A 21,745-nucleotide genomic window follows, 5' to 3' on the forward strand; every position below is an offset into this window, starting at 1 on the left:
CCCATTGACAGTCCCGCGGACGGGACGTAGCACTGCCGGGCGTGCTGGGCGCCACGTTAGCCGACGCATGTAGCGAGAGTCGATGCTCCGTCGCGGATCTCCCGTCGGCCGGGGCCGGCCCGGGAGCGAGCGCGGGCACCTCCGGGTGCCGGCCGCGCCGCTCAGGATCCCGTCACGGCCCGGCCGGCGCGTCCCACCCCTCCTGCGGAGTCGCGCAGGTGCCGCGGAAGACGTACTGCGACGGAAGCTTCCGCTGGTGCGAGGACCAGTCGATCGCCGGCCGCCGCTGCTCCGGAGGCAGGTAGCCGAGCCGGTACACCGCCATCAGCTCCAGCTCGTCGGGCACGGCGAGCAGCGACTCGATCCGCGCCCACGCTCCCGGCACCTCCATCGGGAACGACACGAACTGGATCCCCATCCCCAGCTCGACCGTGCTCAGCCAGACGTTCTCCATCGCGGCGCCCATGCTGAACACCGAGTAGAAGGAGGAGAGCTCGCCCGGCCGGTACTCGGAGCGGTCGAGCATCACCCCGAGCAGCAGCGGCGATCCCGCGACGAGCCGGCGGTTCTCCTCGCCGAGCGTCTGCGGGACGCGGAGGGAGTTCATCAGGAACTGCCCGCGCTTCGTGAAGACCTGCTTCGTGAAGGGGCGGAGCGGAGCCGGCAGCTTGTCGAACAGCATCCCGTCGCGCCGCCGCTCCATCTCCTCGCTGCTGAAGCGGAAGTAGGGCTTGTAGCGCTCGAAGAACGTGCCGTTCGACATCGCGGTGGTCATGCTCTCGCCGCTGATCGCGGCGATCCGGTCGATCGTCTCGCGCTCCTCGACGAGCACGAACCGCCACGGCTGGCTGTTGAGCTGCGAGGGCGCCCGGCCGGCCACCTCCATCAGGAGCCGCTGGTGCTCCTCGGAGACGGGGTCGGGCAGGAACGCGCCGTTGGTGGTCTTCCGGCGCCGGACGACATCGAGGAACTCCATGCCTCGATCCTGCCCCGATCGATCGCGCAGAGGGGGGAGCGGCGGCGGCCCGGGGCGCGCACGGTAGCATCGAGGGTCCTGTGCAGGCTCGAGGGAAGCGGTGGAACGGTGAAGACGAGGGTCATCTTCTACCTTCTCGGAGGTGTGTTCGTGCTCGGCGCGGGCATCAACTCGGTCGTGGGCAGTGGCTTCTCGGTGCCGAACCTGCTGACGATGCTCTGCGGCGCGCTGATCCTCGCGATCGCCGGCTGGCAGGCGCTGCGCTCGTACCGCTCCGACCCCGACCGCGACGTCGAGCCCCCGCGCTAGAAGCCGGGGCGCGTCAGCGCAGGGCTGACCCGGCCCTCAGACGCTGGAGCACTCCTCGGCGCCGCGCCGGCCGCCGCGTCCGCCCGAGAGCGGCGAGCACGAACGGAGCCGCCGCCAGCGCGATCGCCGGGTGCCGGCGTCCGTGCGTCCCCGCGAAGGGGATCACCGCCAGCGGGACGGCGGCGGGAGCCAGCGCGGACGCGGCGCGGGTGTCCGACCGTCGCAGCGTCGCCCAGGCCAGAGCGGTGAGCGTCGACGTGCAGATGTAGAGCGCGTGATGGATCCAGTGCCAGCGGCCCGTGCGGAGAGCGCCGGTGGCGACGGCGGTGCCGAGGGCGCAGTTGGCGGAGTAGCTGACAGCGGCGGCGCGCAGCCAGAGCGGACCGGAAGCGCTCACCCTCCGCCGCGTCCTCACACCTCGCCCCGCGCGAGCAGCAGCCGGTAGGGCGCCGCGCGCTCGACCCGCCACCCCTCGGGCGCCACCGCGCGCAGCTCGGCGGCGGTGAAGCTGCGCCGCACCGACAGCGACCCGTCGTAGTGGAGGAACGAGCCGGCCGCGATCGGTCGTGTGGCCAGCAGGTAGGCCGTGTAGGCCAGCCGCGAGCGCTCGATGTCGTTGTGGAGGGCGCGCGGGGCCAGGCGCTCGCTGTCGGCTAGCAGGTCGGCGAGTGATTCCGGCGACAGGTGGTGCAGCACGTGGTTGGAGGTCACCAGGTCGAAGTGCTCGCCCTCGGCGACCAGGTCGGCGCTGCTCGCGCGGCGGAACTCGACTCCGGGCGGCGCGGGCGTCGACGTGGCGAAGGCGGAGGCGCGCTCGTCCGGATCGACGGCGGTGATCGCCAGGCGGAGGCCGTCCTCGCGGGCCCAGCCGGCGAGGGAGCGGGCGACGTCGCCGCCTCCGGAGCCGATGTCGAGCAGGCGGAACGGCTCGTCGGGCCGCAGCAGCGGACGCAGGCGCGAGCGGTAGAGGCCACGCCACCCCGAGACCAGCCGGTTCACGGTGCCGAAGCGGGCGTAGGTGGCGTCGAGCAGGGTGCGGTCGCAGTCCGGGTCGTCCATCAGCTCCTGCTCGGAGACCTCGCGGTGGCGCAGGTCCGGCGCGAGAGGGGCTCGCGGAGTCACTCCCCGCCCCGCTTGGTGAGCAGCGCGAGCTCGACGGTGAGGCCGGGGCCGAACGCCATCGCGCCGATCCGCTCGCCGTCGGCCGCCTCGCCGTGCAGCAGGCGCCGCAGGATGAAGAGGACGGTCGCGCTCGACATGTTGCCGTTGGTCCGCAGCACCTCGCGCGACGGGGCCAGCTGCTCGTCGCTGAGGGCGAGCGAGGCCTGCACCTTGTCGAGGATGCTGCGGCCGCCGGGGTGGATCGCCCAGCGCTGCACGTCGCTCCGCTCGACCTCGGCGCCGGCCAGCAGCGGGGCGACGGCCGCCTCGATGTTCGCTCCGATGATCGAGGGCACGTAGGTGCTCAGCCGCATCGAGAAGCCGTGGTCGCCGATCGTCCACGCCATCTCGGTCTCGCCCTCGTCGGTGAGCGTCGTGGCGAGCGCGTCGAGCTCGAGCACCGGGGTGCCGGGCGCGGCCTCGCGGGCGGTGACGACGGCCGCCGCACCGCCGTCGGCGAAGACGGAGGTCGCGACGATCTGCTCCGGGTCGTTGGAGTTGGTGAGGTGGATGGTGCACAGCTCGACCGCGACGACGAGGACGACCGCCTCCAGGTCGGCCTCGCAGAACTGGCGGGCGGCGCGCAGGCCGGGGAAGGCGCCGTAGCAGCCCATGAAGCCGAGGTGGAAGCGCTGCGTCGAGGGTGCGAGGCCGAGGCGGCGGACCAGCTGGTAGTCGGGCCCCGGGGCGTAGAAGCCGGTGCAGGAGACCGTCACCACGTGGGTGACGTCCTCGGGGGTCATCGACGCGGACGAGAGGGCGCGGCGGGCCGCCTCCGTGAAGAGCTCGGGAGCGCGCTCGGTGTAGACGGCGTTGCGCGCGGCCGTCCCCGGGTCGAGCACCAGGCCGCTCCCCGCGTCGTAGAAGACGCTCGCACCCTCCCGCTCGACCCGGTCGAGCTCGTCGACCACCGTGCTGCGGGTGTCGATCCCGGACGCGTCGAAGGCCGCGCCGATCAGGCGGGACCCGAGCCGGGTCATCGCGGGCTGGGACGCGAAGAGGTCGCGCACCTCGGACTGGCGCAGGACCGTGGTCGGCACCGCCGTCTCGATGCTGCGGATGTGCACACTCACCCGCAGGAACCTATCGCGGAATCCTGCGGGTGAGCGGTGCCCTGGAGCGTGATCAGAGGATCGGCTTCCCGCCGGTGACGGCGATCGTCGACCCGCTGATGTAGCTCGCCTCGTCGGAGGCGAGGAGGACGTAGGCGGGGGCCACCTCGGCCGGCTGCCCGGGGCGGCCCAGCGGGACCTGCTCGCCGAACTCGGCGACGGCCTCCTCCGGCATGGTCGAGGGGATCAGCGGCGTCCAGATCGGGCCGGGCGCGACCGAGTTGGCGCGGATGCCCTTCTCGCCGAGCGCCTGCGCGAACGAGGCGGTGAGGCTGAGGATCGCCGACTTCGTGGCGGCGTAGGGGAGCAGCTGGTACGACGGCTGGTCGGACTGCACCGAGCTCGTCGCGATGATCGACGCGCCCTCCTTCAGGTGGGGCAGCGCCGACTTCACGAGGTGGAAGTAGGCGCTGATGTTCGTCGCGATCGTGCGGTCCCACTCCTCGTCCGGGATGTCGGTGACGCTCTCGCGGCTCATCTGGAAGGCGGCGTTGCTGACGAGCACCTCGAGGTGGCCGAAGCGCTCGACGGTCTCGGTGACGATGGCGCGGCAGTGCGCCGGGTCCTGCAGGTCGCCGGGGAGGAGCAGCGCCTCGCGGCCGGCCTCCCGGACCCACGTCGCGGTGTCCTCGGCGTCGTCGTGCTCGTCGAGGTACGAGATCGCGACGTCGGCGCCCTCGCGCGCGAACGCGATCGCGACGGCCTTGCCGATGCCGCTGTCGCCGCCCGTGATGAGGGCGACCTTGCCGCTGAGGCGGCCGGTGCCGCGGTAGCTGGTCTCGCCGTGGTCGGCCTTCGGCGTCAGCTCGGCCTCGGTGCCGGGCGGTGTCTGCTCGGGGGATTCCGGAGTCATGACTCTCCCTCTCGTGTCGTCGGTCGGTCCCTCCATGCAAGCGGGTGGGAGGGAGGGGGCGCAGGGGGTTGACGCCCGGACCGCTCCGTCCTGTCGTCAAGCCCGCGACACCGAGGGCTCCCTGGGTCTTGACTGAGCGTGTCGCCCTTCTTCGGGGCGCTCGGCCAGGAGGTTCGACATGAGCACGACAGACAGGGATCCGGCTGACGGCGGACTGCCGCGACGCGCAGAGGGCTCGGCGGCGGGCGGCACGGCGCGCATCGACTCGGCGGGGGACACGGGAGCGGCTGCGGCGACGGACCGCTCCGCGACTCCTGACCGCTCCGCCTCGACGGACCGCTCCGACTCCGCGCATTCGGCCCCCGAGCACCGCGCGGCCGTCGACCCCGACTCCGCCGAGGCGAAGCAGGCCCGTGCGGCCGCGCGCAAGGACATCCACCAGCGCGAGCGCGACCGCTTCGGCGGCTTCAAGATCGGCTGCGCCTTCTTCGGCTGGCTCGCCGCCACCGGACTCGCCGTCCTCCTGACCGCCCTCGTCACCGCGATCGGGGCCGCCGTCATCGGCACCCAGGACGTCACCGGCGACCTCGCGGCCGACCCCGCCGCGTTCGGCTGGGCGGGCGCGATCGCACTGCTGGTCATCCTCCTCGTCGCCTACTACTGCGGCGGCTACGTGGCTGGCCGCATGGCCCGCTTCAGCGGAGCGAAGCAGGGCGTCGGAGTGTGGGCCTGGGCGGTCGTCGTCGCGATCGTCGTGGGCATCGTCTCGGCGATCACCGGCGGCAGCCAGGCGCTCTCCGCGGTGAGCGGCTTCCCGACGATCCCCCTGGACGCCGGCGACGCCACGGCCGCGGCGGTCGTGACGGCGCTCGCCGCCCTGGTCGTCGCGCTGGTCGGCGCCGTGCTCGGCGGTCTCGCCGGCATGCGCTTCCACCGCCGCGTCGACCGCGAGGGCCTCTCCGGCCTCTCCGTCTGACGCTCCCGTCCCTCCTCCCTCCCCGGAAGCTGCCGCTCCGGTACGCCACGCACGCCGTGTCGCGCACCGGAGGGGCAGCTCACGGAGGGGAGGTAGGGTCCATCGCGTGACGGGGGAGCGAGGGACGCGGCTGGCGGACGAGCTGCGGGAGTGGGACGCGGGCGCGCTCGCGGACCTGCGGGACGAGTACCTGGCGTTCCTCGAGCAGCGCGGCGAGTCGGCGCTCGAGCGCGACGGCGGCCCCGAGCACGTCACGGCGAGCTGCTTCGTGCTCGCGCCGAATCTGGCGCAGGTGCTGCTCTGCTTCCACCGCAAGGGCCGGTTCTGGGTGCAGCTCGGCGGTCATGTCGAGCCCGGTGACGACTCCACGGCCGACGCGGCCCTCCGCGAGGCGCAGGAGGAGAGCGGAGCGGCACGACTGCAGCCGCTCGGCGTCCTGCCCCTCGACCTCGACCGGCACGCGCTCGGCGACGGCTTCGGCCGCTGCTCCCGCCACTGGGACGTGGGCTACGGTGCGATCGCCGATCCGGACGCTCCCGTGACCGTCAGCGACGAGAGCGACGACGTGGCCTGGTGGCCGGTCGACGCGCTGCCCGCCGAGGTGCCGCCGGGGTTCGCCGAGCGGCTGGCCGGGGCGCTCGCCGCGGCGCGTCTCCTCCGCGATGCGGGGTCGCTCGGCGGCTGATCGAGGCCCGCCTCCACCCACTCCGCGTCCCGGCAGCGCGCCTGCGACGAGTCCTCCCCGTGACTCCGGCGCCGTGCGGCACGATGGGGCGATGAGCAGCACCGCTGACCCCGTCGTCGTCCTCGCCGGTGCGAGCGGATTCCTCGGGACGGACCTCGCCCGCCGCTTCACCGCCGACGGCTGGACGGTGCGGAGGATCGGCCGCTCCGGGCCGGACGCGCGCTGGGGCGACACCGTCGGCATCACCCGCGTGCTCGACGGTGCGCGCCTCCTGGTGAACCTGGCCGGCAAGAGCGTCGACTGCCGGTACACCGCGGCGAACCGCGCCGAGATCCTCCGCTCGCGCGTGGCGACCACCGCGGAGCTGCACCGGGCGGTCGCGGCGGCCGCGACTCCTCCGCCGGTCTGGATGAACGCGAGCACGGCCACGATCTACCGGCACGAGGAGGAGCGGGCGAACACCGAGGACGAGGGCGTGCTCGGCGAGGGCTTCTCGGTCGACGTGGCGCGGGCGTGGGAGTCGGAGTTCTTCGCCGGGGAGACGCCCGGCGTGCGGCGCGTGGCGCTGCGGATGTCCATCGTGCTCGGAGACGGTCCGGCGACGGCGATCCTGCTGCGGCTGGCGCGGCTCGGCCTCGGCGGTCCGCAGTTCGATGGGCCGTGGCCCTCGACGCGCGCGCGCCGCGAGGCCGGCGTGCACCACGAGCACCGGCGCACCCGCGGCCGTCAGCACTTCAGCTGGATCCACGTGGAGGACGTCCACCGGTCGATCCGCTTCCTCGAGGAGTCGACCCTCGACGGGCCGGTGAACCTCGCGTCGCCGAATCCGAGCGACAACACCGAGCTCTCCCGGCTGCTCCGCGCCGCCGTCGGCCGCCGGATCGGCGTGCCGGCTCCGCGCTTCGTCCTCGAGCCCGCGACGCTCCTGCTCCGCACCGAGTCCGAGCTCCTGCTCAAGTCCCGCTGGGTCGTGCCCGCCCGCCTCGAGGACGCCGGCTTCACCTTCGCGCACCCCCACCTCGCCGAGGCCCTCCGCACCCTGGCCTGACCCGCCCCCCGCGAGGCGACCGACCTCCGCCGCGAGCCCGTGTCGCGGAGGTCCGAGTCCGAGCGCGGGTCCACTCCACCCACGGCCACCCTCGAGGCGTCGACCGGAATGCGTGCCGAGCGTGTCGGACGCGCCGATCGCTCCCCGAGACCCGGCCACTCTCCCAGCCGACCGCGCCACGCCGCGCGGGGAGAGGCGTGGCCGACAGCACGTCGGAGGTCGCGCTACTGCGCGACCTTCGCCGCGATGTCGCTCCGATACACCCCGCCGTCGAGATGGATCAGGTCGAGCGCGCGGTACGCCCGCTCCCGCGCCTCGGCGAAGTCGGCGCCGCGTGCGACGACGTTGAGCACGCGGCCGCCGGTGGCGACGAAGCTCCCGTCGACCAGCTGGGTCGCCGCGTGGGCGATGGTGACGCCGGGGACGTCCGCCGCCGCGTCGAGTCCGGTGATGGTCCGTCCGGTGACGGCGTTCTCGGGGTAGCCCTCGCTCGCGAGGACGACGGTGACGGCGACCTCGTCCGTGAACGCGGGCCACGGGACGGAGGCGAGCGCGCCGGTGGCCGCCGCGTGCAGCAGCGCGGACAGCGGGGAGGCGAGGCGGGGGAGGACGACCTGGGTCTCGGGGTCTCCGAAGCGGGCGTTGAACTCGATCACGCGCAGGCCCGCGTCGGTCACGATGAGGCCGCAGTAGAGGAGTCCGACGAAGGGGGTGCGCTCGCGCTCGAGCTGGCGGACGGTCGGGATGGCGACCGTGTCGATCACCTCGTCGACGAAGGCGCGCTCGCTCTCCCAGCGGTCGGCGAGCCAGGGGAGCGGGGAGTAGGCGCCCATGCCGCCGGTGTTCGGCCCCTCGTCGCCGTCGCTCAGGCGCTTGAAGTCCTGCGCGGGGGAGAGGGGGACGACGTCGTGGCCGTCGGAGAGGAGGAAGAGGGAGACCTCCTGGCCGGCGAGGAACTCCTCGATGAGGACGTCGCCGGACTGCAGCCAGAACTCGGCGTGCGCGATCGCGGCGCTGCGCGACTCCGTCACCAGGACGCCCTTGCCCGCGGCGAGGCCGTCGGCCTTGACGACCGAGGGGAGTCCGTACTCGTCGATGGCGCGGGTGGCGTCGACCAGGGTGGAGACGCGGGTCGCGCGGCCGGTGGGCACGCGGGCCATGTCCATCACGCGCTTCGCGAAGGTCTTCGAGCCCTCGAGTGCGGCGGCGGCCCGGTCGGGGCCGAAGGTGGGGATGCGGCGCTTGCGGAGCGCGTCGGCGACTCCGGCGACCAGGGGCGCCTCGGGGCCGATGACGACGAGCTCGATGCCCTGCTCCACCGCGAAGTCGCTGACCAGCCGGGGGCTGTTCGTGTCGAAGTGGATGACCTCGACGTCGCGCGCGATGCCGGCGTTGCCGGGCGCCGCGATGATCTCGTGGTGCTCCTCCTCCGCGAGGAGAGCCGTGATGATGGCGTGCTCACGGGCACCCGAACCGAGGACGAGGATCTTCACCCTGACAGGATAGGGCGCCCCGCGCCGGGGCTGGTCCCTGTGACGTCCTCCTCCGCAGGGCGGCGCTGCGGACGCCGACACGCCGGGCGGAGCCCCGCGGAGGCCTCCGGGAGCGAGCGGCGGCGGCAGGATGGGTGGATGGCCAAGGGCAGGATCGACGAGGCGAGCGGGCAGTCCGCGGTGCGGGCGGCGCTCGCCGGAGGAGCGGACCGGAACACGACGGCGACGGCGGTGCGGTTCCTCCTGCAGATCATCGAGACGAACGTCCCCGGGCGCAGCGTCGAGGTGCGCGTTCCGCCGTTCGGCGCGGCCCAGTGCGTCGAGGGCCCGGGCCACACCCGCGGGACTCCGCCGAACGTGATCGAGATGGACGCGGCGACCTGGCTGCCGCTCGCGACCGGCTCGCTGCCGTGGAGCGAGGGTCTCGCGAGCGGGCGGATCCACGCCTCCGGAGTGCGCGCGGACCTCACGCCGTTCCTTCCCATCCTGCGCGTCGGCTGAGCGTCGGCGAGTTAACTTCTCGTAAACGCGGCGGCGAGCCGTCTCCAGAACGTTTGACCTGGGCTCCGCCGTCGGGTTGTCTGGGAATAACCCCCTCACGCGGCACGAATCCTCTCCGGATCCACCGCTCGATGCTTGGAGTCCCCTTCACGATGCGCAGTACTTCCCCGGGCCGACGCGGCCTCACCCGACTCCTCTCCGCGACCGCCGTCGGCGCCGTCGCCGGAGCGGCCCTCCTCGGCGCCACGCCCGCCGCGGCGGCCGAGGGCGATGTCGCCATCGACATCCTCTCGATCAACGACTTCCACGGGCGGCTCGCCGCCGACCGCGCCGTCGCCGGAGCCGCCGTGCTCGCCGGTGCCGTCGACTCCTACCGCGCCGCCAACCCGAACACGCTGTTCGTCTCGGCCGGCGACAACATCGGCGCCTCGACCTTCGTGTCGAAGGTGCAGGGCGACATCCCCACGCTCGACTCGCTGTACGCGATGGGCCTCGACGTCAGCACCCTGGGCAACCACGAGTTCGACCAGGGCCGCGCCGACGTCGACGGCCGCGTCGTGGACGCCTCGGCGTTCCCCTACGTGAACGCGAACCTCTACGACACCGCGACCGGCGAGCGCGCCTACTCCCCGTACGTGATCACCGAGCAGGACGGCGTCTCCGTCGCCTTCATCGGCGCGATCACCGAGGACCTCGGCAAGCTCGTCAGCCCCGCCACGATCTCGACGCTCTCCATCGAGCCGATCGCCGAGAACGTCAACGAGGTCGCCGCGCAGCTCCAGGACGGCGACGCCGCCAACGACGAGGCCGACGTGGTCGTCCTGCTCCTGCACGAGGGAGCCGACGCCGACGCGGCCGAGCTGAACACTCCGGAGGCGGACCCCAAGTTCGGCGCGATCGTCAACGCGGTCGCCCCGAACGTCGACGCGATCGTCTCGGGCCACAGCCACCAGGAGTACGACGCGGGCATCGACGCGGGCCGGGCCTTCCCGACCGTCGTGTCGCAGACCGGCAGCTACGCCGAGAACATCGGCCGCATGTCCCTGACCGTCGACCCGGCGACCAAGCAGCTCACCTCGCTCACCAGCGAGGTCGTGCCGCTGACGAAGGTCGTCGACGACCCGACCTCCGACGACCCGGCCAAGACGATCGTCGTCGGCGCCTTCGAGCCCGACCCCGAGGTCGAGACCATCGTCGCCGACGCCCAGGCCGTCGCCGTCCGCGAGGGCAGCGTGAAGGTCGGCACCATCACCGAGGACATCTCGCGCGCCTACCGCCCGGACGGCACCACGACCAACCGCGGCTCGGAGTCGACCCTCGGCAACCTCGTCTCGGACGCCCAGCTGTGGGCCACCCGTGAGCTCGGCACGCAGATCGCCTTCTCGAACGCGGGCGGCCTGCGCGACGACCTGTCCTACACCGCGACTCCGGACCAGCCCGGCGACGCGGACGGCGTGGTCACCTACGCCGAGGCCTCCGACGCCCAGCCCTTCGCGAACACCCTGGTGACCCTGCAGCTGACCGGCGAGCAGATCTCCGACCTGCTCGAGGAGCAGTGGGTGGGCAGCTCCAGCCACCCGCAGCTGAACCTCTCCACCTCGAAGGACCTCACCTACGTCTTCGACGCCACGGCGCCCGAGGGCTCGCGCATCTCGCAGGTGTTCTTCCAGAACGAGCCGATCGACCCGGCCGCGACCTTCACCGTCGTGACCAGCAGCTTCCTCGCGAGCGGCGGCGACGGCTTCAGCACCTTCACCGAGGGCACCGGCACGGCCGACTCCGGCCGCATCGACCTGGACGCCTTCGTCGGCTACATCCAGGACCTCGGCACCGTCAGCCCCGACCCCGTGCAGCGCACGATCGGCCTGACCGACAACGTCCCGGACTCGGGCGAGTACGCGGTCGGCGACACGATGACCGTCGACCTCTCCTCGCTCCTGTTCAGCACCGGAGCCGCGGCCGACACCACCGTGACCGCGAGCGTCGACGGCACCGTCGTCGGCACCGCGACGATCGACCCGACCCGGGCCGTCACCGACGACTCGACCGGTCGCGCCTCGTTCTCGGTCCCGATCGACGAGAGTCTGGCGGGCGGCGCGCACACCGCGACGTTCGTGCTCGACACCACCGGCACCGAGATCAGCGTCGGCTTCGCCGTCGCGGCCGGCGCCGGAGCGGGCACCCCGACTCCCGGACCGACCACGGAGCCGACGCCCGCGCCGACCACGCCGCCCACCACGGGCCCCGCGCCGACGCCGACCACTGCTCCGGTCGCCGGCTCGCACCACCTCGCCGAGACCGGAGTGGACGCGACCCCCGCGTTCGCCGCCGGGATCGCCGCTCTGCTGCTCGGTCTGGGCATGACGGTCGCGCGCCTGCGCCGCCGCACCGCCGCGAAGTAGCCGCACCGCGCGCACGACGGGCCCTCGACTCCGGTCGGGGGCCCGTCGTCGTGTGCGGGCGAGCCGATGGTCGACCCCCGGGAGCCGTGGCGGGGGGCGCTCCCCGAGGAGCGGCAGCAGCCCCCGGAGACGCGAGAACGCCGCCTCCCGGTCGGGAGACGGCGTCGGAACGCGATGAGGTGCTGTCGCGGAGCGGCGGGGCTCAGTGCTGCGCGGGGACCTGACGGTAGCCGTCGCGGCTGGCGACGAGCACCGTCGACACCGTGCCCCACGCGGCGAGGCCACTGAGGACGACGAGGATTGCGATGCTCATGAGTGTTCTGCCTTTCGTTGCGGCGGCTTCTGATCGATCCGCCGGGATGCTGTGTACAACGTCCAGTGTCCGGCCCCGTGTTCCGTAGGACAATCGAACTGTTCTTGCCCTGACGTGTAGTTTCTCTACATGGACGTGCGACGGCTGGAACTGCTCCGCGAGCTCTCGATGCGCCGCTCGATCACGGCCGTGGCGGAGGCGACGCACCGCACGCCCTCCGCGGTCTCGCAGCAGCTCAAGGTGCTCGAGCGCGAGGCCGGCGTGCCGCTGATCGAGCGCTCCGGCCGCGGTGTGGTGCTCACGGCGGCGGGACGCGAGCTCGCCCGGAGCGCCACCGAGATCGCGATCGCGCTCGAGCGGGCCGACGCCGTCTGGCAGACGTTCAAGAACAACCCGATCGGCGAGGTCACCATCGCGACCTTCCCCACTGCGGGCCAGATGCTCCTCCCGAACGCGCTGGTCGCGCTCCGCAGCGTCGAGGGACTCGTCGTGCAGTGCGAGGACGCGGACCCCGGCACCGACGAGTTCGCCGACCTGACCGCCGACTTCGACATCGTGCTCGCCCACTCGCCCACCGGCAGAAGCGCCTGGGCCGGCCGCGGCCTCGCGATGGCGGAGCTGATGATCGAGCCTCTCGACATCGGCCTGCCGGCCGGGCACCGCCTCGCGGACCGGGCGACGGTCTCGGCGGCGGATCTGGTCGGCGAGACCTGGATCGGCGTCCCGGACGGGTTCCCGTTCGAGCGCGTGATGCAGGACATCGAGACCGCGTCCGGCGAGGCGGTGCGGGTGGAGCAGCGCTTCGCGTCGACCCGCGTGACGGAGGCGTTCGTCGCGGCGGGCCTGGGCATCGCGGTGCTCCCGCGCTACACGGCGGGCGGCGCGGGAGTGGTGGTGAAGCCGCTCCGTGGAGTGAACTCCGTGCGGCACATCGTCGCGCTGATGCGGCCCGACCGGGCGGAGCGGCTCTCGGTCCGCACCGTCGTCCGCGAGCTGCGCGCCCAGGCGGGCCGGCTCGTGCACGCGCTCTGAGCGATCACGGTGCCTCGCCCTCGCCCGCGCGGGGGAGAATGGAGGCATGAGCGATCCCGCCCGCCCCGAGGTCACCCGCGAAGAGGTCGACGTCCGCCGCTCCCCGCGCGTCTGGCGCATCCTGACCCTCGGCGTCGGGCTCGGAGCGATCGCGGCCTTCGTGCTGACCTTCGCGCTGCCCGAGACTCAGGGCTTCTCCCGCGGGCAGGTCTTCGGCTTCAGCCTGCTGCTCTTCGTGACGCTGTTCGGCGCTCTCGCGGGGCTCGTCGTGGTGCTGCTCGACCGGGTCGTCGGCCGGAAGGTCGTCCGGACCACCGCCGAGCGGATCGTCGAGCGCGAGGACGCGGCCGAGGAGCCCGTGGCCGAGGAGGCCCTGCCCGACGTGCGCACGACGTCCGACGAGGACGACCCGCGGACGGGGTCCGACCGGGTCTAGCCGGCGGAGGCGGGCCGCCCTGCGGCCGCTGCACTTCGCCCTGCGCTGAAGGTCCCGCCCGCGGCTCGCGCTCGCGGACGGGACCGCGGCGTCAGCGTCCCCGGCGCGACGAGGAGCGGCGGCTGCTGCTCGCGCTGGACGTCGGGCGCTTGGCGGCGGCGCGCTTGGCCTTCTGCGACTTCGAGATCTTCTTGGCCACGAAGGTGAGCAGGAACGGAAGGATTCGGTAGATCACGGGGGACTCCTCGGGTGCATGCGCGCGGGGCCGCGCACCCTCCGATCATGGAGCGGCGCACGGATCCGCGGCACCCGTTGCGCCGCGCCCGGCGCTGTGCAGAGCTCAGCTCAGCTGCGTGCGCTCCACCCAGTCGAGGTACTCCGGGGTGACGGTGCCCGTGACGTACTCGCCGGTGAAGCAGCTGGTCTCGAGGTCGGTGACGTCCGAGCCCTCGAGGATCGCCGCCTTCATGTCGGCGACCTCCTGGTAGATCAGCTGGTCGGCGCCGATCGCCTCCGAGATCTCGGGGATGCGGCGGTTGTGGGCCACGAGCTCCTGGCGCGAGGGCATGTTGATCCCGTACACGTGCGGGTAGCGCACGGGAGGCGCGGCGGATGCGAAGGTGACCGTGTTCGCGCCGGCCGCGCGGGCCATGTCGACGATCTCCTTGGAGGTGGTGCCGCGGACGATCGAGTCGTCGACGATCAGGACGTTCTTGCCCTTGAACTCGCTCGACATCGCGTTGAGCTTCTGCCGCACCGACTTCTTGCGGACCGCCTGCCCGGGCATGATGAACGTCCGGCCGACGTAGCGGTTCTTGTAGAAGCCCTCGCGGTACTCGATCCCGAGCTTCTGCGCGACCTGCATCGCGGCGGGGCGGGAGGAGTCGGGGATCGGCATGACGACGTCGATCGCTCCGCCCGGGGTGTACTGCGCGATGGTGTCGGCGAGGCGGTCGCCCAGGCGCAGGCGCGCCTCGTAGACCGAGATGCCCGACATCACGGAGTCGGGGCGGGCGAGGTAGACGTACTCGAACGAGCACGGGATGAGTCGCGGATCCTTCGCGCACTGGCGGCTGGCCATCCGGCCGTCGGGGGTGATGAAGACCGCCTCGCCGGGAGCGACGTCGCGGACGATCTCGAAGCCCTGCGCCTCGAGCACGAGCGACTCGGAGGCGACGACCCAGTCGTCCGGCGCCCCGGTGTTGCTGCGGCGGCCGACGATGAGCGGGCGGATCCCGAAGGGGTCGCGGAACGCCAGCAGCCCGACGCCGGCGATCAGCGCGATGGTGGCGTAGGAGCCCTCGACGCGCTCGTGCACGCGGGCGACGGCGTCGAACACCTCGTCGGCGTCGAGGTCGCGGCCCGACATCGAGGCCTGCAGCTCGTTCGCCAGCACGTTGACCAGCAGCTCCGTGTCGGAGGTGGTGTTGAGGTGGCGGCGGTCGATGCGGAAGAGCTCCTCGGTGAGCTCGCGCGTGTTCGTGAGGTTGCCGTTGTGGACGAGGATGATGCCGTACGGCGCGTTCACGTAGAACGGCTGGGCCTCCTCCTCGCGCTCGGCGTTGCCCTTCGTCGCGTAGCGCACGTGGCCGAGGCCCATGGATCCGAGCAGCGAGCGCATGTCGCGGGTGCGGAACGCCTCGCGGACCTGTCCCGCGGCCTTCTTGATGTGCAGGGTGCTGCCGTCGGCGGTCGCGATGCCGGTCGAGTCCTGGCCGCGGTGCTGCAGGAGGGAGAGGCTGTCGTAGATGGACTGGTTGACCGGTCCGGAGGACACGATCCCAACGATTCCGCACATGCCGGAGGGGCTCCCAAGGGGATAGCAGGGGGGTTTGACGGTCCATCCTGGCACGCGGGGGACTCATCCCCTAATGGTTCGCCGTGGGCGGATCCGTGGTCGCGGGGGTGCTCAGGGCGCCGTCGACCGGCGGATCGGCCGGGCGGTCGGTCGGGGAGCCGCGCGGCCGCTCAGCTGCTCGGAGCCGTCCAGGCTCCGGCGAGGCTGCGGTCCAGGACGCGGCGCCAGCCCTGCGGAGCCGCGGACTCGCGGCTGGTCGTGCCCGCCATCCAGAGCAGGGCCATCAGGTCGTCGTGGGTGAAGTCGGGGGAGAGGGATCCGTCGCGGTGGGCGGCCTCGACGAGATCCCGGCCGAGCTCGATCGAGCGGTCGCAGGCCTCGATGAGGGCGACTGCGTCGGGGAAGCGGCGCAGCATCGCGTCGTTGAGGGCGGGGTCCTCCAGCTGGAGGTCGATCATCCCGGAGACGAAGCGCTCCAGGCGTCCGCGGGAGGACCGCTCGGCGAGAGCGCGCTCGGTCAGGCCCTTCAGCTTCTCGCCGGCGACGGCCGGGACGACGGCGTCGATGAGCTCCTCACGGGAGCCGACGCGGTTGTAGAGGGTGCCGATGCTCACGCCGGCGTGACGGGCGATGTCCTCGAGGGGGGCGGCGAGGCCGCGGGAGCCGAAGACCTCGAGGGCGGCGGCGTGCAGCTTCTCGACGTTCCGCTGCGCATCCCGGCGCAGGACCTTCTGCTCGTCCACGCGATCCTCCCGATGATCTTGAGGTGCCACTCAACTTATGGTCCAATGAGTCTTGAGGCTGACCTCAACTTAGCAGCCCCGCTCATCGCGCCCCGGGGCGCACGACGACAGGACCTCCCATGCCCCTTCTCACCGTCGTCGGCGCGGGCCCCGGCCTCGGCCTCGAGATCGCCCGCGTCTTCGGCCGGGCCGGCTTCACCGTCGCCCTCGTCTCGCGGAACCAGGAGAAGCTGGACGGCCTGGCCGCCCGCCTCGCCGAGGAGGGCATCGAGGCGACGGGGTTCGCCGCCGACATCGCGCAGCCCGAGACCCTGACCGCCGCGCTGCGGGCGATCCGTGCCGACCTCGGTCCGATCGACGTCCTCGAGTTCTCCCCCGCCGACTCCGCTCTCACCCCGGTCGGCGTCCTGGACGTCACGCCCGAGAACCTGCAGCCGCAGATCGACTTCTACCTCGGCGGCGCGCTCCGCGCCGTCGGCGAGGTGGTTCCGGACATGATCGCCGCCGGCAGCGGGACGATCCTCGTCACCACCGGCGGCGGCTCCGTCTCCCCGCACGCGGCGCTGGCGAACATCAACATCGCCGCCGCGGGCCTGCGGAACTGGGTCCTCAACCTCCACTCCGCGCTCGAGCCCCGGGGCGTCTACGCCGCCCACGTGGCGATCACCGCGCTCATCGACGGCGGCCACCCGGACGCGGCGGCCGAGGTCATCGCCCGGTCCTACCTCGACCTCCACCGCAGCCGCGACCGCGCCGAGCTGCACTACGTGGCCTGGGACGCGTGACCGCGGGCGCGGAGCGGGAGCCGCCGGTGCGGCGGACCCGGATCCGCGCCGCGGCGGGAGAGGGCAGTCGGTAGGGTCGTCGCGTGAGTGATGAGACGAGCAGCTACGCCCGCGCAGGAGTCGACACGGCGGCGGGGGACCTCGCCGTCGAGCTGATGAAGTCGGCGGTGTCGGCGACGCACGACAGCCGGGTCCTCGGCGGGGTCGGCGGCTTCGCGGGCCTCTACGACGTCTCCTTCCTCCGCGACTTCCGAGCCCCCCTCCTCGCGACCTCGACCGACGGCGTCGGCACCAAGGTCGCGCTCGCCCAGGCGATCGACAAGCACGACACCATCGGGCAGGACCTCGTCGGCATGGTCGTCGACGACATCGTCGTGGTCGGCGCCCGCCCCTTCTTCATGACCGACTACATCGCGTGCGGCAAGGTCGTCCCGGCTCGCATCGCCGACATCGTCGCCGGCATCGCGCGCGCCTGCTCCGAGACGGGCACCGCGCTCGTCGGGGGCGAGACGGCCGAGCACCCGGGCCTGCTCGGACCCGACGACTACGACGTGGCGGGCGCGGCGGTCGGCGCGATCGAGGCCGACCAGGTGCGCGGCGCCGACCGCGTGCGCGACGGCGACGTCGTGGTGGCGATGGCCTCCTCCGGACTGCACTCGAACGGCTACTCGCTCGTGCGCCACATCCTCGCCGAGCGCGGCATCGGCTTCACCGACCGCTCCGAGGAGCTGGGCGGCGTGGTCGGCGAGGTGCTGCTGGAGCCGACCCGCCTCTACACCCGGCCCCTCCTCGACCTGCTCGACGACGCCGAGCTCGGCCCGGCCGTCCACTCCATCAGCCACGTCACCGGCGGCGGGATCGCGGCGAACCTCGCCCGGGTGCTGCCGCGCGGCTCCTGGGTCGAGGTCGAGCGGGCGAGCTGGAGCCCGTCCGACGTGTTCCGCGCGCTCGCCGGGATGTCCGGCGCGACGCTCGAGAGCACCGAGGGCACCTGGAACCTCGGCATCGGCATGTTCGCCGTCGTCGCGGCGGAGGCGGCCGACGGCGTGATCGCGCGCCTCGAGCGCTCGGGCGTCCCGTCGTGGGTCGCGGGCCGCGTCTCGACCGCCGCGCGCGCATTCGAGGGCTTCGAGCAGGGCGCGAAGGGCGTCGACGGCGGAGCGGTCCGCCTGGTCGGGTCCTACGCGGGCTGATCCCCGGAGGCGCCGCGGATCAGCGCGGTGCGGCGTGCGCGCGCTCCCAGGAGTGCTCGTGCCGGGTCAGCAGCCACGAGCCCGCCGCGCAGAGGGCGCAGGCGGCCGCGGTGGCGAGCAGAGCGGTCGCCCAGGTCGGGGCGTCGCGGCTGACGAGCAGGTTCGCACAGGCGACCAGCACGCCGAGGCCGGCGCCCGCGCTGGTGCCGAGCACGAACGGGCCGTCGCGGCGGCTCGCGACGCGCACCGCGACCATGCCGGCGACCGCTCCCGCGCCTCCGACGACTCCGATGCCCGCGCCGGAGGCCGCTCCCATGAGCAGGCCGAAGCTCACCAGCCCGGGCGGGCCGTCGGCGGCGAGGACGCCGGGCAGGTAGAGGACCAGGGCGACGGCGGCGCCGACCGCGCCGCCCACCAGGATCGCGCCGACCAGCAGGGCGGCGGTGACGTAGCCGACCCGCGCGACAGGCCGCGCGGATCCTCCGGGTTCGAACATTCGCGACTCCATCGACGCGGGCCCGCGGGGCAGCGGGCGGTCCTCGGACAGTACGCCCGAACGCCCCTCGGCGGAACCGCCGTCGGGGATCGGCGGGACTAGCGGCGAAGGGTCTCGCTCGGGAGCTCGCCGAAGCGCGTCGCGTAGTGCTGGGCGAAGCGGCCACCGCTGATGAACCCCCAGCGGGCGGCGACGTCGCCGACCACCAGTGAGCCGGCCGACCCGGACACGAGCTCCTCGTGCGCGCGCTCGAGGCGGACGTCGCGCAGGTAGTGCCGCGGGGTCTCGCCGAAGGCGCGCTGGAACGCCAGCTGCACGCCGCGGACCGTGAGCCCCGCTGCGTCGGCGATGTCGGCCACTCCGAGGGGCAGATCGGCGTTGGCCTGCACGAACTCCACGGCCCGGCGGAGGCGCCGCGCGCTGACCGAGGGCGGCACGGCCGGCAGCGGGGCGATGCGGTGGGCGAAGGTCTGCAGGGCGGCGAGCGCGGCGATGCGGGCGACGCCGTCGCGCTGCAGCACGGTGGGCGTGTGCGCGGAGGCGAGGGTGTCGCGCAGGAGCCGGATCGCCGCCCACCAGGCGGTCGTGTCGCGCGCCACAGGGGCGAACCGCAGCGGGCCGGGCTCGGTGCCGTGCAGCTCGGCGGCGATCGCCTCGAGGTGGGCGGCCTCGAAGTGCACGAGCGCGTCGCGGTACTCGAGGGCCTCGAAGCCGAAGGGCCGGCCGCTCGGGAACATGGCCGGGCGTCCGACGACGAGGCGGTGCTCGTCGCGCCCCAGGTCGAGGGAGGCGCGCCCCGCGGTCAGCCAGAGGGCGACGTAGACGTCGCTCGGGGCCACCGTGCCGCGCACCCGGCCGAGGAAGGAGGCGGAGTGGAGGCTCACGGGCCCGGGCCCGGTCGTCGTGTAGCGGAACGCGAACGGCACGACCGAGCGCTCGGCCCGGAAGCCGGAGCCGTTGTACGAGCCGGCGTAGAAGTCGCGCGCCTCGTCGAGGTCGTTCCCGCGACGCTCCGACTGCCACACGGGCAGCCGTGCGGGCGGGGAAGTGCTCATCCGGTCAGTGTCCCAGGGGGCACCGACATTCTGCACTCAGTGGCGGAAAGCGGGAGAACGTGCTCAGCCGAGCGACCCGCGCTCCAGGTGGAAGAGGGCGAGCGCGGCCACCGCGGCCGTCTCGACGATCGCCCCGGAGCGGACCATCTCCGCGATCTCCGCATCGGGGAACCACTGCTGCCGCATGTCCTGCTCGGTGTCCTCGCGCTCGTGCTCGCCGTGCTCGAGACCCTCGGCGAGGAAGACGTCCACGGACTGCGCGACGAAGCCGTACGCCTCCGCGAGCCTGCCCAGGTGCGTCAGGCGCTCGGCCCGGAGGCCCGTCTCCTCGCGCAGCTCGGCACGGGCGAGAGCCTCGGGGTCGCCGCCGGCCGAGCCGTGCGGCCAGCCGCCGGCGGGGAACTCCCACGCGCGGCGGCCGATCGGGTACCGGTACTGCTCGACCAGCCAGAACCCGCCGCGCTCCCGCGGGAGCACGAGGGCGTAGTCGTCGCGCTCGACGACCGAGTAGACGCCGCGCGTCCCGCCCGGCCAGAGCACCTCGTCCTCGCGGACGCGGATCCACGGGGTCTCGTAGGCGACCCGCGTCGACAGCTGCCGGACGGCGACGTCGGCGGGGGCTGCGCGGAGCGGCTCCTCGACCTCGGGTCGCTCGCCCGCCGGATCCTCGTCCGCACGCGAATCGGGGCCGCCCCGAGGGAGCGGCCCCGATTCACGGGAGGAGTCACGCACGCTTCTGGTGCGGCTCCTCGACGAGGTCCGTGTCGTCGCCGTCGTCCTCGGCGTCGATCCACTTCGAGTAGTCCGGCTCGTCCGGGTGGCTGAGCTCGCGCTCGAGCGCGCTGTAATCGACCGCCGGGCTGAACGACTTCAGCTCACGGGCGATCTTGGTGTTCTTCGCCTTCTGACGGCCGCGCCCCATGGGTGACCCCCTCACGATGACAGGCCAGACGGGCAGTGAGCCGGCTGGGGAAAAGAGCAGACAGGGAAAGTTGAAATCTACGCGGTAGTTTAGCAGACGGGGGACACGCCACCCCGGGCCTCGATCTGCCGGACGGCCGCCCATCCTCGACCGCGTCAGGAGCACCGTGGACAGCGTCGCCCCACCGCGTCCCGTCGTGGTGATCGGCGCGGGCCAGGCGGGTCTGTCCGTGGCCTACTACCTGCGCCGTCTCGGCCTCGTCCCCGGGCGCGACCTGATCGTCCTCGACCGCGGTCCGGAGCCCGGCGGGGCCTGGCAGTTCCGCTGGGAGGCACTGCGGCTCGGCTCCGCGCACCGCGTGCACGATCTCCCGGGCATGGAGCGGATGGGGCTCTCGTTCCGCACGGCCGATCACCGGCGACCGGCACGGGACGTGGTCCGCGAGTACTACGGGCGCTACGAGGAGGAGCTCGGTCTCGAGATCCGCCGTCCGGAGTCGGTGCGGCGCGTCACGAGTGCGACGCCGCACGACACGGGGTCGCCGCTCGTCGTCGAGTCCGACCGCGCGGTCGAGCGCGCGAGCCTGCTCGTCAACGCGACCGGCACCTGGGGATCGCCCTTCGTCCCGCACTACCCCGGGCGCGACCGCTTCCGCGGCGTGCAGATCGACCCGACCGAGTACGTCCGCGCCGAGGACTTCGCCGGGAAGCAGGTGCTCGTGGTCGGCGGCGGCACCTCGGCGATCGGCTTCCTGCTGGAGCTCGAGCGGGTGGCGCGCTCCCTGACGTGGGCGACGCGGCGACCGGTGGTCTACCACGACGGCGAGCAGCTGGCGATGGAGTCGGCGGTGGAGGCGGTGGCCGAGCAGGACCGCGCCGCCCGCGCCGGGCTGCCCCTCCCGAGCATCGTCGGCGGCACGGGCGTGCAGCGCACCCGCCGGGTGGTCGCCGGGATCGAGCGCGGGCTCCTGCACGAGCGGGGGATGTTCTCGTCGATCGAGGAGGAGGGCGTGCGCTGGCCGGACGGCTCCTTCACGCGCGCCGACGCGATCATCTGGGCGACGGGCTTCCGGCCGGAGCTGCGCCACCTCGCTCCGCTCGGGCTGCGCGAGCGCGAGGGCGGCATCGCGGTCGCCGACGGAGCCTCGCTGACGGATCCGCGCGTCTTCTTCGCCGGCTACGGCCCGACGGCCTCGACCATCGGGGCGAACCGCTCGGGCCGGCGCATCGCGCGCGCGGTCGTGGCGCGCCTGCCCTGAGCGCGCCTGCCCTGAGCCGGCCTGATCTGAGCCGGTCCGCCCTGAGCGGCGCGGCGCCTCAGATCCTGCCGTCCCAGTCCACCGGCACCACGGAGCCGCGGTAGCGGATCCCGTCCACGCGGATCGGCCCGGCGAGCGCGGGCGAGAGCGGCGCGACGACCAGGGTGTCGCCTCCGGGAGCGAGCCCCAGCGCCGCCG

The 21,745-nt window shown here is 73.3% G+C and carries 24 protein-coding genes; 11 read left to right on the forward strand and 13 right to left on the reverse strand.

Annotated features, from left to right (window positions below; genetic code table 11):
• Positions 1–172: 172 nt before the first annotated feature.
• Positions 173–976 carry a nitroreductase family protein gene (locus C5C33_RS07590; protein ID WP_104233823.1) on the reverse strand — a complete coding sequence of 268 codons (804 nt, stop codon included), beginning with the start codon at positions 974–976 and terminating at the stop codon, positions 173–175.
• Between the two features lie 108 nt (positions 977–1,084).
• Between C5C33_RS07590 and C5C33_RS07595 the strand changes: the two genes are divergently transcribed.
• Positions 1,085–1,285 (forward strand): hypothetical protein, encoded by a 201-nt coding sequence (locus tag C5C33_RS07595; protein ID WP_104223776.1) that lies wholly within the window; start codon positions 1,085–1,087, stop codon positions 1,283–1,285.
• A gap of 13 nt (positions 1,286–1,298) precedes the next feature.
• Here C5C33_RS07595 and C5C33_RS07600 read toward each other — a convergent pair whose 3' ends face one another.
• Genes C5C33_RS07600 through C5C33_RS07615 form a run of 4 tightly spaced genes read right to left on the reverse strand, consistent with a single transcriptional unit; the run spans position 1,299 to position 4,411 of the window.
• Entirely contained in the window at positions 1,299–1,682 is a 384-nt protein-coding gene (locus C5C33_RS07600; RefSeq protein WP_104247377.1) for a hypothetical protein, read from the reverse strand.
• A gap of 14 nt (positions 1,683–1,696) precedes the next feature.
• Complete coding sequence (locus C5C33_RS07605) at positions 1,697–2,407, reverse strand: class I SAM-dependent methyltransferase (RefSeq protein ID WP_258060494.1); 711 nt, start codon at positions 2,405–2,407, stop codon at positions 1,697–1,699.
• The gene (locus C5C33_RS07610; RefSeq protein ID WP_104260841.1) at positions 2,404–3,519 is read right to left on the reverse strand and encodes a type III polyketide synthase; all 1,116 of its coding nucleotides are present in this window, start codon (positions 3,517–3,519) and stop codon (positions 2,404–2,406) included. Before C5C33_RS07610 ends, C5C33_RS07605 begins: the two co-directional genes overlap by 4 nt.
• A 52-nt stretch (positions 3,520–3,571) precedes the next feature.
• Positions 3,572–4,411 carry an SDR family oxidoreductase gene (locus tag C5C33_RS07615; protein WP_104260842.1) on the reverse strand — a complete coding sequence of 280 codons (840 nt, stop codon included), beginning with the start codon at positions 4,409–4,411 and terminating at the stop codon, positions 3,572–3,574.
• A 178-nt stretch (positions 4,412–4,589) separates the two neighbouring features.
• Here C5C33_RS07615 and C5C33_RS07620 point away from each other — a divergent pair, with 178 nt between their 5' ends.
• The 3 genes from C5C33_RS07620 (at position 4,590) to C5C33_RS07630 (ending at position 7,120) form a co-directional block, all read left to right on the forward strand.
• A complete protein-coding gene (locus tag C5C33_RS07620) occupies positions 4,590–5,387 on the forward strand; it encodes a hypothetical protein (protein ID WP_104233827.1) in 798 nt (265 codons plus the stop codon).
• A 106-nt stretch (positions 5,388–5,493) separates the two neighbouring features.
• Positions 5,494–6,072, forward strand: a complete 579-nt coding sequence (locus tag C5C33_RS07625) for an NUDIX hydrolase (RefSeq protein ID WP_258069198.1) — start codon at positions 5,494–5,496, stop codon at positions 6,070–6,072.
• A gap of 91 nt (positions 6,073–6,163) precedes the next feature.
• On the forward strand, positions 6,164–7,120 hold the full coding sequence (locus tag C5C33_RS07630; RefSeq protein ID WP_104226810.1) for an epimerase: 957 nt from the start codon (positions 6,164–6,166) through the stop codon (positions 7,118–7,120).
• A 224-nt stretch (positions 7,121–7,344) separates the two neighbouring features.
• Here C5C33_RS07630 and purD read toward each other — a convergent pair whose 3' ends face one another.
• Positions 7,345–8,613 carry a phosphoribosylamine--glycine ligase gene (purD, locus tag C5C33_RS07635; RefSeq protein ID WP_104260843.1) on the reverse strand — a complete coding sequence of 423 codons (1,269 nt, stop codon included), beginning with the start codon at positions 8,611–8,613 and terminating at the stop codon, positions 7,345–7,347.
• Between the two features lie 138 nt (positions 8,614–8,751).
• Between purD and C5C33_RS07640 the strand changes: the two genes are divergently transcribed.
• From C5C33_RS07640 to C5C33_RS07655, 4 genes are all read left to right on the forward strand, one after another.
• Positions 8,752–9,114, forward strand: a complete 363-nt coding sequence (locus tag C5C33_RS07640; RefSeq protein ID WP_104223770.1) for a sterol carrier family protein — start codon at positions 8,752–8,754, stop codon at positions 9,112–9,114.
• A 152-nt stretch (positions 9,115–9,266) separates the two neighbouring features.
• Entirely contained in the window at positions 9,267–11,516 is a 2,250-nt protein-coding gene (locus tag C5C33_RS07645) for a bifunctional UDP-sugar hydrolase/5'-nucleotidase (RefSeq protein WP_181136214.1), read from the forward strand.
• A 442-nt stretch (positions 11,517–11,958) separates the two neighbouring features.
• The gene (locus C5C33_RS07650; RefSeq protein WP_104223768.1) at positions 11,959–12,861 is read left to right on the forward strand and encodes a LysR family transcriptional regulator; all 903 of its coding nucleotides are present in this window, start codon (positions 11,959–11,961) and stop codon (positions 12,859–12,861) included.
• Positions 12,862–12,907: 46 nt separating this feature from the next.
• Complete coding sequence (locus C5C33_RS07655; RefSeq protein WP_104233832.1) at positions 12,908–13,297, forward strand: hypothetical protein; 390 nt, start codon at positions 12,908–12,910, stop codon at positions 13,295–13,297.
• A 91-nt stretch (positions 13,298–13,388) separates the two neighbouring features.
• Here the strand turns inward: C5C33_RS07655 and C5C33_RS18455 are convergent, their stop codons facing one another.
• From C5C33_RS18455 to C5C33_RS07665, 3 genes are all read right to left on the reverse strand, one after another.
• Positions 13,389–13,532 carry a hypothetical protein gene (locus C5C33_RS18455; protein ID WP_181028791.1) on the reverse strand — a complete coding sequence of 48 codons (144 nt, stop codon included), beginning with the start codon at positions 13,530–13,532 and terminating at the stop codon, positions 13,389–13,391.
• Between the two features lie 105 nt (positions 13,533–13,637).
• Positions 13,638–15,095: an amidophosphoribosyltransferase gene (purF, locus tag C5C33_RS07660; protein WP_104223766.1), complete on the reverse strand. Its 1,458-nt coding sequence runs from the start codon at positions 15,093–15,095 to the stop codon at positions 13,638–13,640.
• A gap of 170 nt (positions 15,096–15,265) precedes the next feature.
• Entirely contained in the window at positions 15,266–15,838 is a 573-nt protein-coding gene (locus C5C33_RS07665) for a TetR/AcrR family transcriptional regulator (RefSeq protein ID WP_104233833.1), read from the reverse strand.
• Between the two features lie 119 nt (positions 15,839–15,957).
• Here C5C33_RS07665 and C5C33_RS07670 point away from each other — a divergent pair, with 119 nt between their 5' ends.
• Together C5C33_RS07670 and purM are read left to right on the forward strand one after the other, a co-directional pair.
• Complete coding sequence (locus C5C33_RS07670; protein WP_104260845.1) at positions 15,958–16,623, forward strand: SDR family NAD(P)-dependent oxidoreductase; 666 nt, start codon at positions 15,958–15,960, stop codon at positions 16,621–16,623.
• Positions 16,624–16,706: 83 nt separating this feature from the next.
• Complete coding sequence (gene purM, locus C5C33_RS07675) at positions 16,707–17,816, forward strand: phosphoribosylformylglycinamidine cyclo-ligase (RefSeq protein ID WP_104260846.1); 1,110 nt, start codon at positions 16,707–16,709, stop codon at positions 17,814–17,816.
• Between the two features lie 19 nt (positions 17,817–17,835).
• Here purM and C5C33_RS07680 read toward each other — a convergent pair whose 3' ends face one another.
• The 4 genes from C5C33_RS07680 to C5C33_RS07695 all read right to left on the reverse strand — a co-directional run bounded on the left by C5C33_RS07680 (position 17,836) and on the right by C5C33_RS07695 (position 20,289).
• Positions 17,836–18,312 (reverse strand): hypothetical protein, encoded by a 477-nt coding sequence (locus tag C5C33_RS07680; protein ID WP_104256048.1) that lies wholly within the window; start codon positions 18,310–18,312, stop codon positions 17,836–17,838.
• A gap of 98 nt (positions 18,313–18,410) precedes the next feature.
• Positions 18,411–19,367, reverse strand: a complete 957-nt coding sequence (locus tag C5C33_RS07685) for an AraC family transcriptional regulator (protein WP_104257888.1) — start codon at positions 19,365–19,367, stop codon at positions 18,411–18,413.
• A gap of 63 nt (positions 19,368–19,430) precedes the next feature.
• Positions 19,431–20,099, reverse strand: coding sequence for an NUDIX hydrolase (locus C5C33_RS07690; protein ID WP_258069199.1), 669 nt, complete (start codon positions 20,097–20,099; stop codon positions 19,431–19,433).
• The gene (locus tag C5C33_RS07695) at positions 20,092–20,289 is read right to left on the reverse strand and encodes a DUF3073 domain-containing protein (RefSeq protein WP_097167615.1); all 198 of its coding nucleotides are present in this window, start codon (positions 20,287–20,289) and stop codon (positions 20,092–20,094) included. Before C5C33_RS07695 ends, C5C33_RS07690 begins: the two co-directional genes overlap by 8 nt.
• Before the next feature lie 166 nt (positions 20,290–20,455).
• On the opposite strand from C5C33_RS07695, the gene C5C33_RS07700 reads away from it, so the two are divergent.
• A complete protein-coding gene (locus C5C33_RS07700) occupies positions 20,456–21,547 on the forward strand; it encodes an FAD-dependent oxidoreductase (RefSeq protein ID WP_104226818.1) in 1,092 nt (363 codons plus the stop codon).
• The last annotated feature ends 198 nt before the right edge of the window (positions 21,548–21,745 follow it).

The sequence above is a fragment of the Rathayibacter sp. AY1H3 genome (genome assembly GCF_002932015.1).

Bases quoted from the DNA above. Each gene is read 5' to 3' on its own strand.
- C5C33_RS07685 (WP_104257888.1), bottom strand. From the start codon at position 19,367: ATGAGCACTTCCCCGCCCGCACGGCTGCCCGTGTGGCAGTCGGAGCGT.
- C5C33_RS07695 (WP_097167615.1), bottom strand. From the start codon at position 20,289: ATGGGGCGCGGCCGTCAGAAGGCGAAGAACACCAAGATCGCCCGTGAG.
- C5C33_RS07680 (WP_104256048.1), bottom strand. From the start codon at position 18,312: ATGTTCGAACCCGGAGGATCCGCGCGGCCTGTCGCGCGGGTCGGCTAC.
- C5C33_RS07670 (WP_104260845.1), top strand. From the start codon at position 15,958: ATGCCCCTTCTCACCGTCGTCGGCGCGGGCCCCGGCCTCGGCCTCGAG.
- C5C33_RS07630 (WP_104226810.1), top strand. From the start codon at position 6,164: ATGAGCAGCACCGCTGACCCCGTCGTCGTCCTCGCCGGTGCGAGCGGA.
- purF (WP_104223766.1), bottom strand. From the start codon at position 15,095: ATGTGCGGAATCGTTGGGATCGTGTCCTCCGGACCGGTCAACCAGTCC.
- C5C33_RS07590 (WP_104233823.1), bottom strand. From the start codon at position 976: ATGGAGTTCCTCGATGTCGTCCGGCGCCGGAAGACCACCAACGGCGCG.
- C5C33_RS07655 (WP_104233832.1), top strand. From the start codon at position 12,908: ATGAGCGATCCCGCCCGCCCCGAGGTCACCCGCGAAGAGGTCGACGTC.
- C5C33_RS07640 (WP_104223770.1), top strand. From the start codon at position 8,752: ATGGCCAAGGGCAGGATCGACGAGGCGAGCGGGCAGTCCGCGGTGCGG.
- C5C33_RS07620 (WP_104233827.1), top strand. From the start codon at position 4,590: ATGAGCACGACAGACAGGGATCCGGCTGACGGCGGACTGCCGCGACGC.
- C5C33_RS07645 (WP_181136214.1), top strand. From the start codon at position 9,267: ATGCGCAGTACTTCCCCGGGCCGACGCGGCCTCACCCGACTCCTCTCC.
- C5C33_RS07650 (WP_104223768.1), top strand. From the start codon at position 11,959: ATGGACGTGCGACGGCTGGAACTGCTCCGCGAGCTCTCGATGCGCCGC.
- C5C33_RS07615 (WP_104260842.1), bottom strand. From the start codon at position 4,411: ATGACTCCGGAATCCCCCGAGCAGACACCGCCCGGCACCGAGGCCGAG.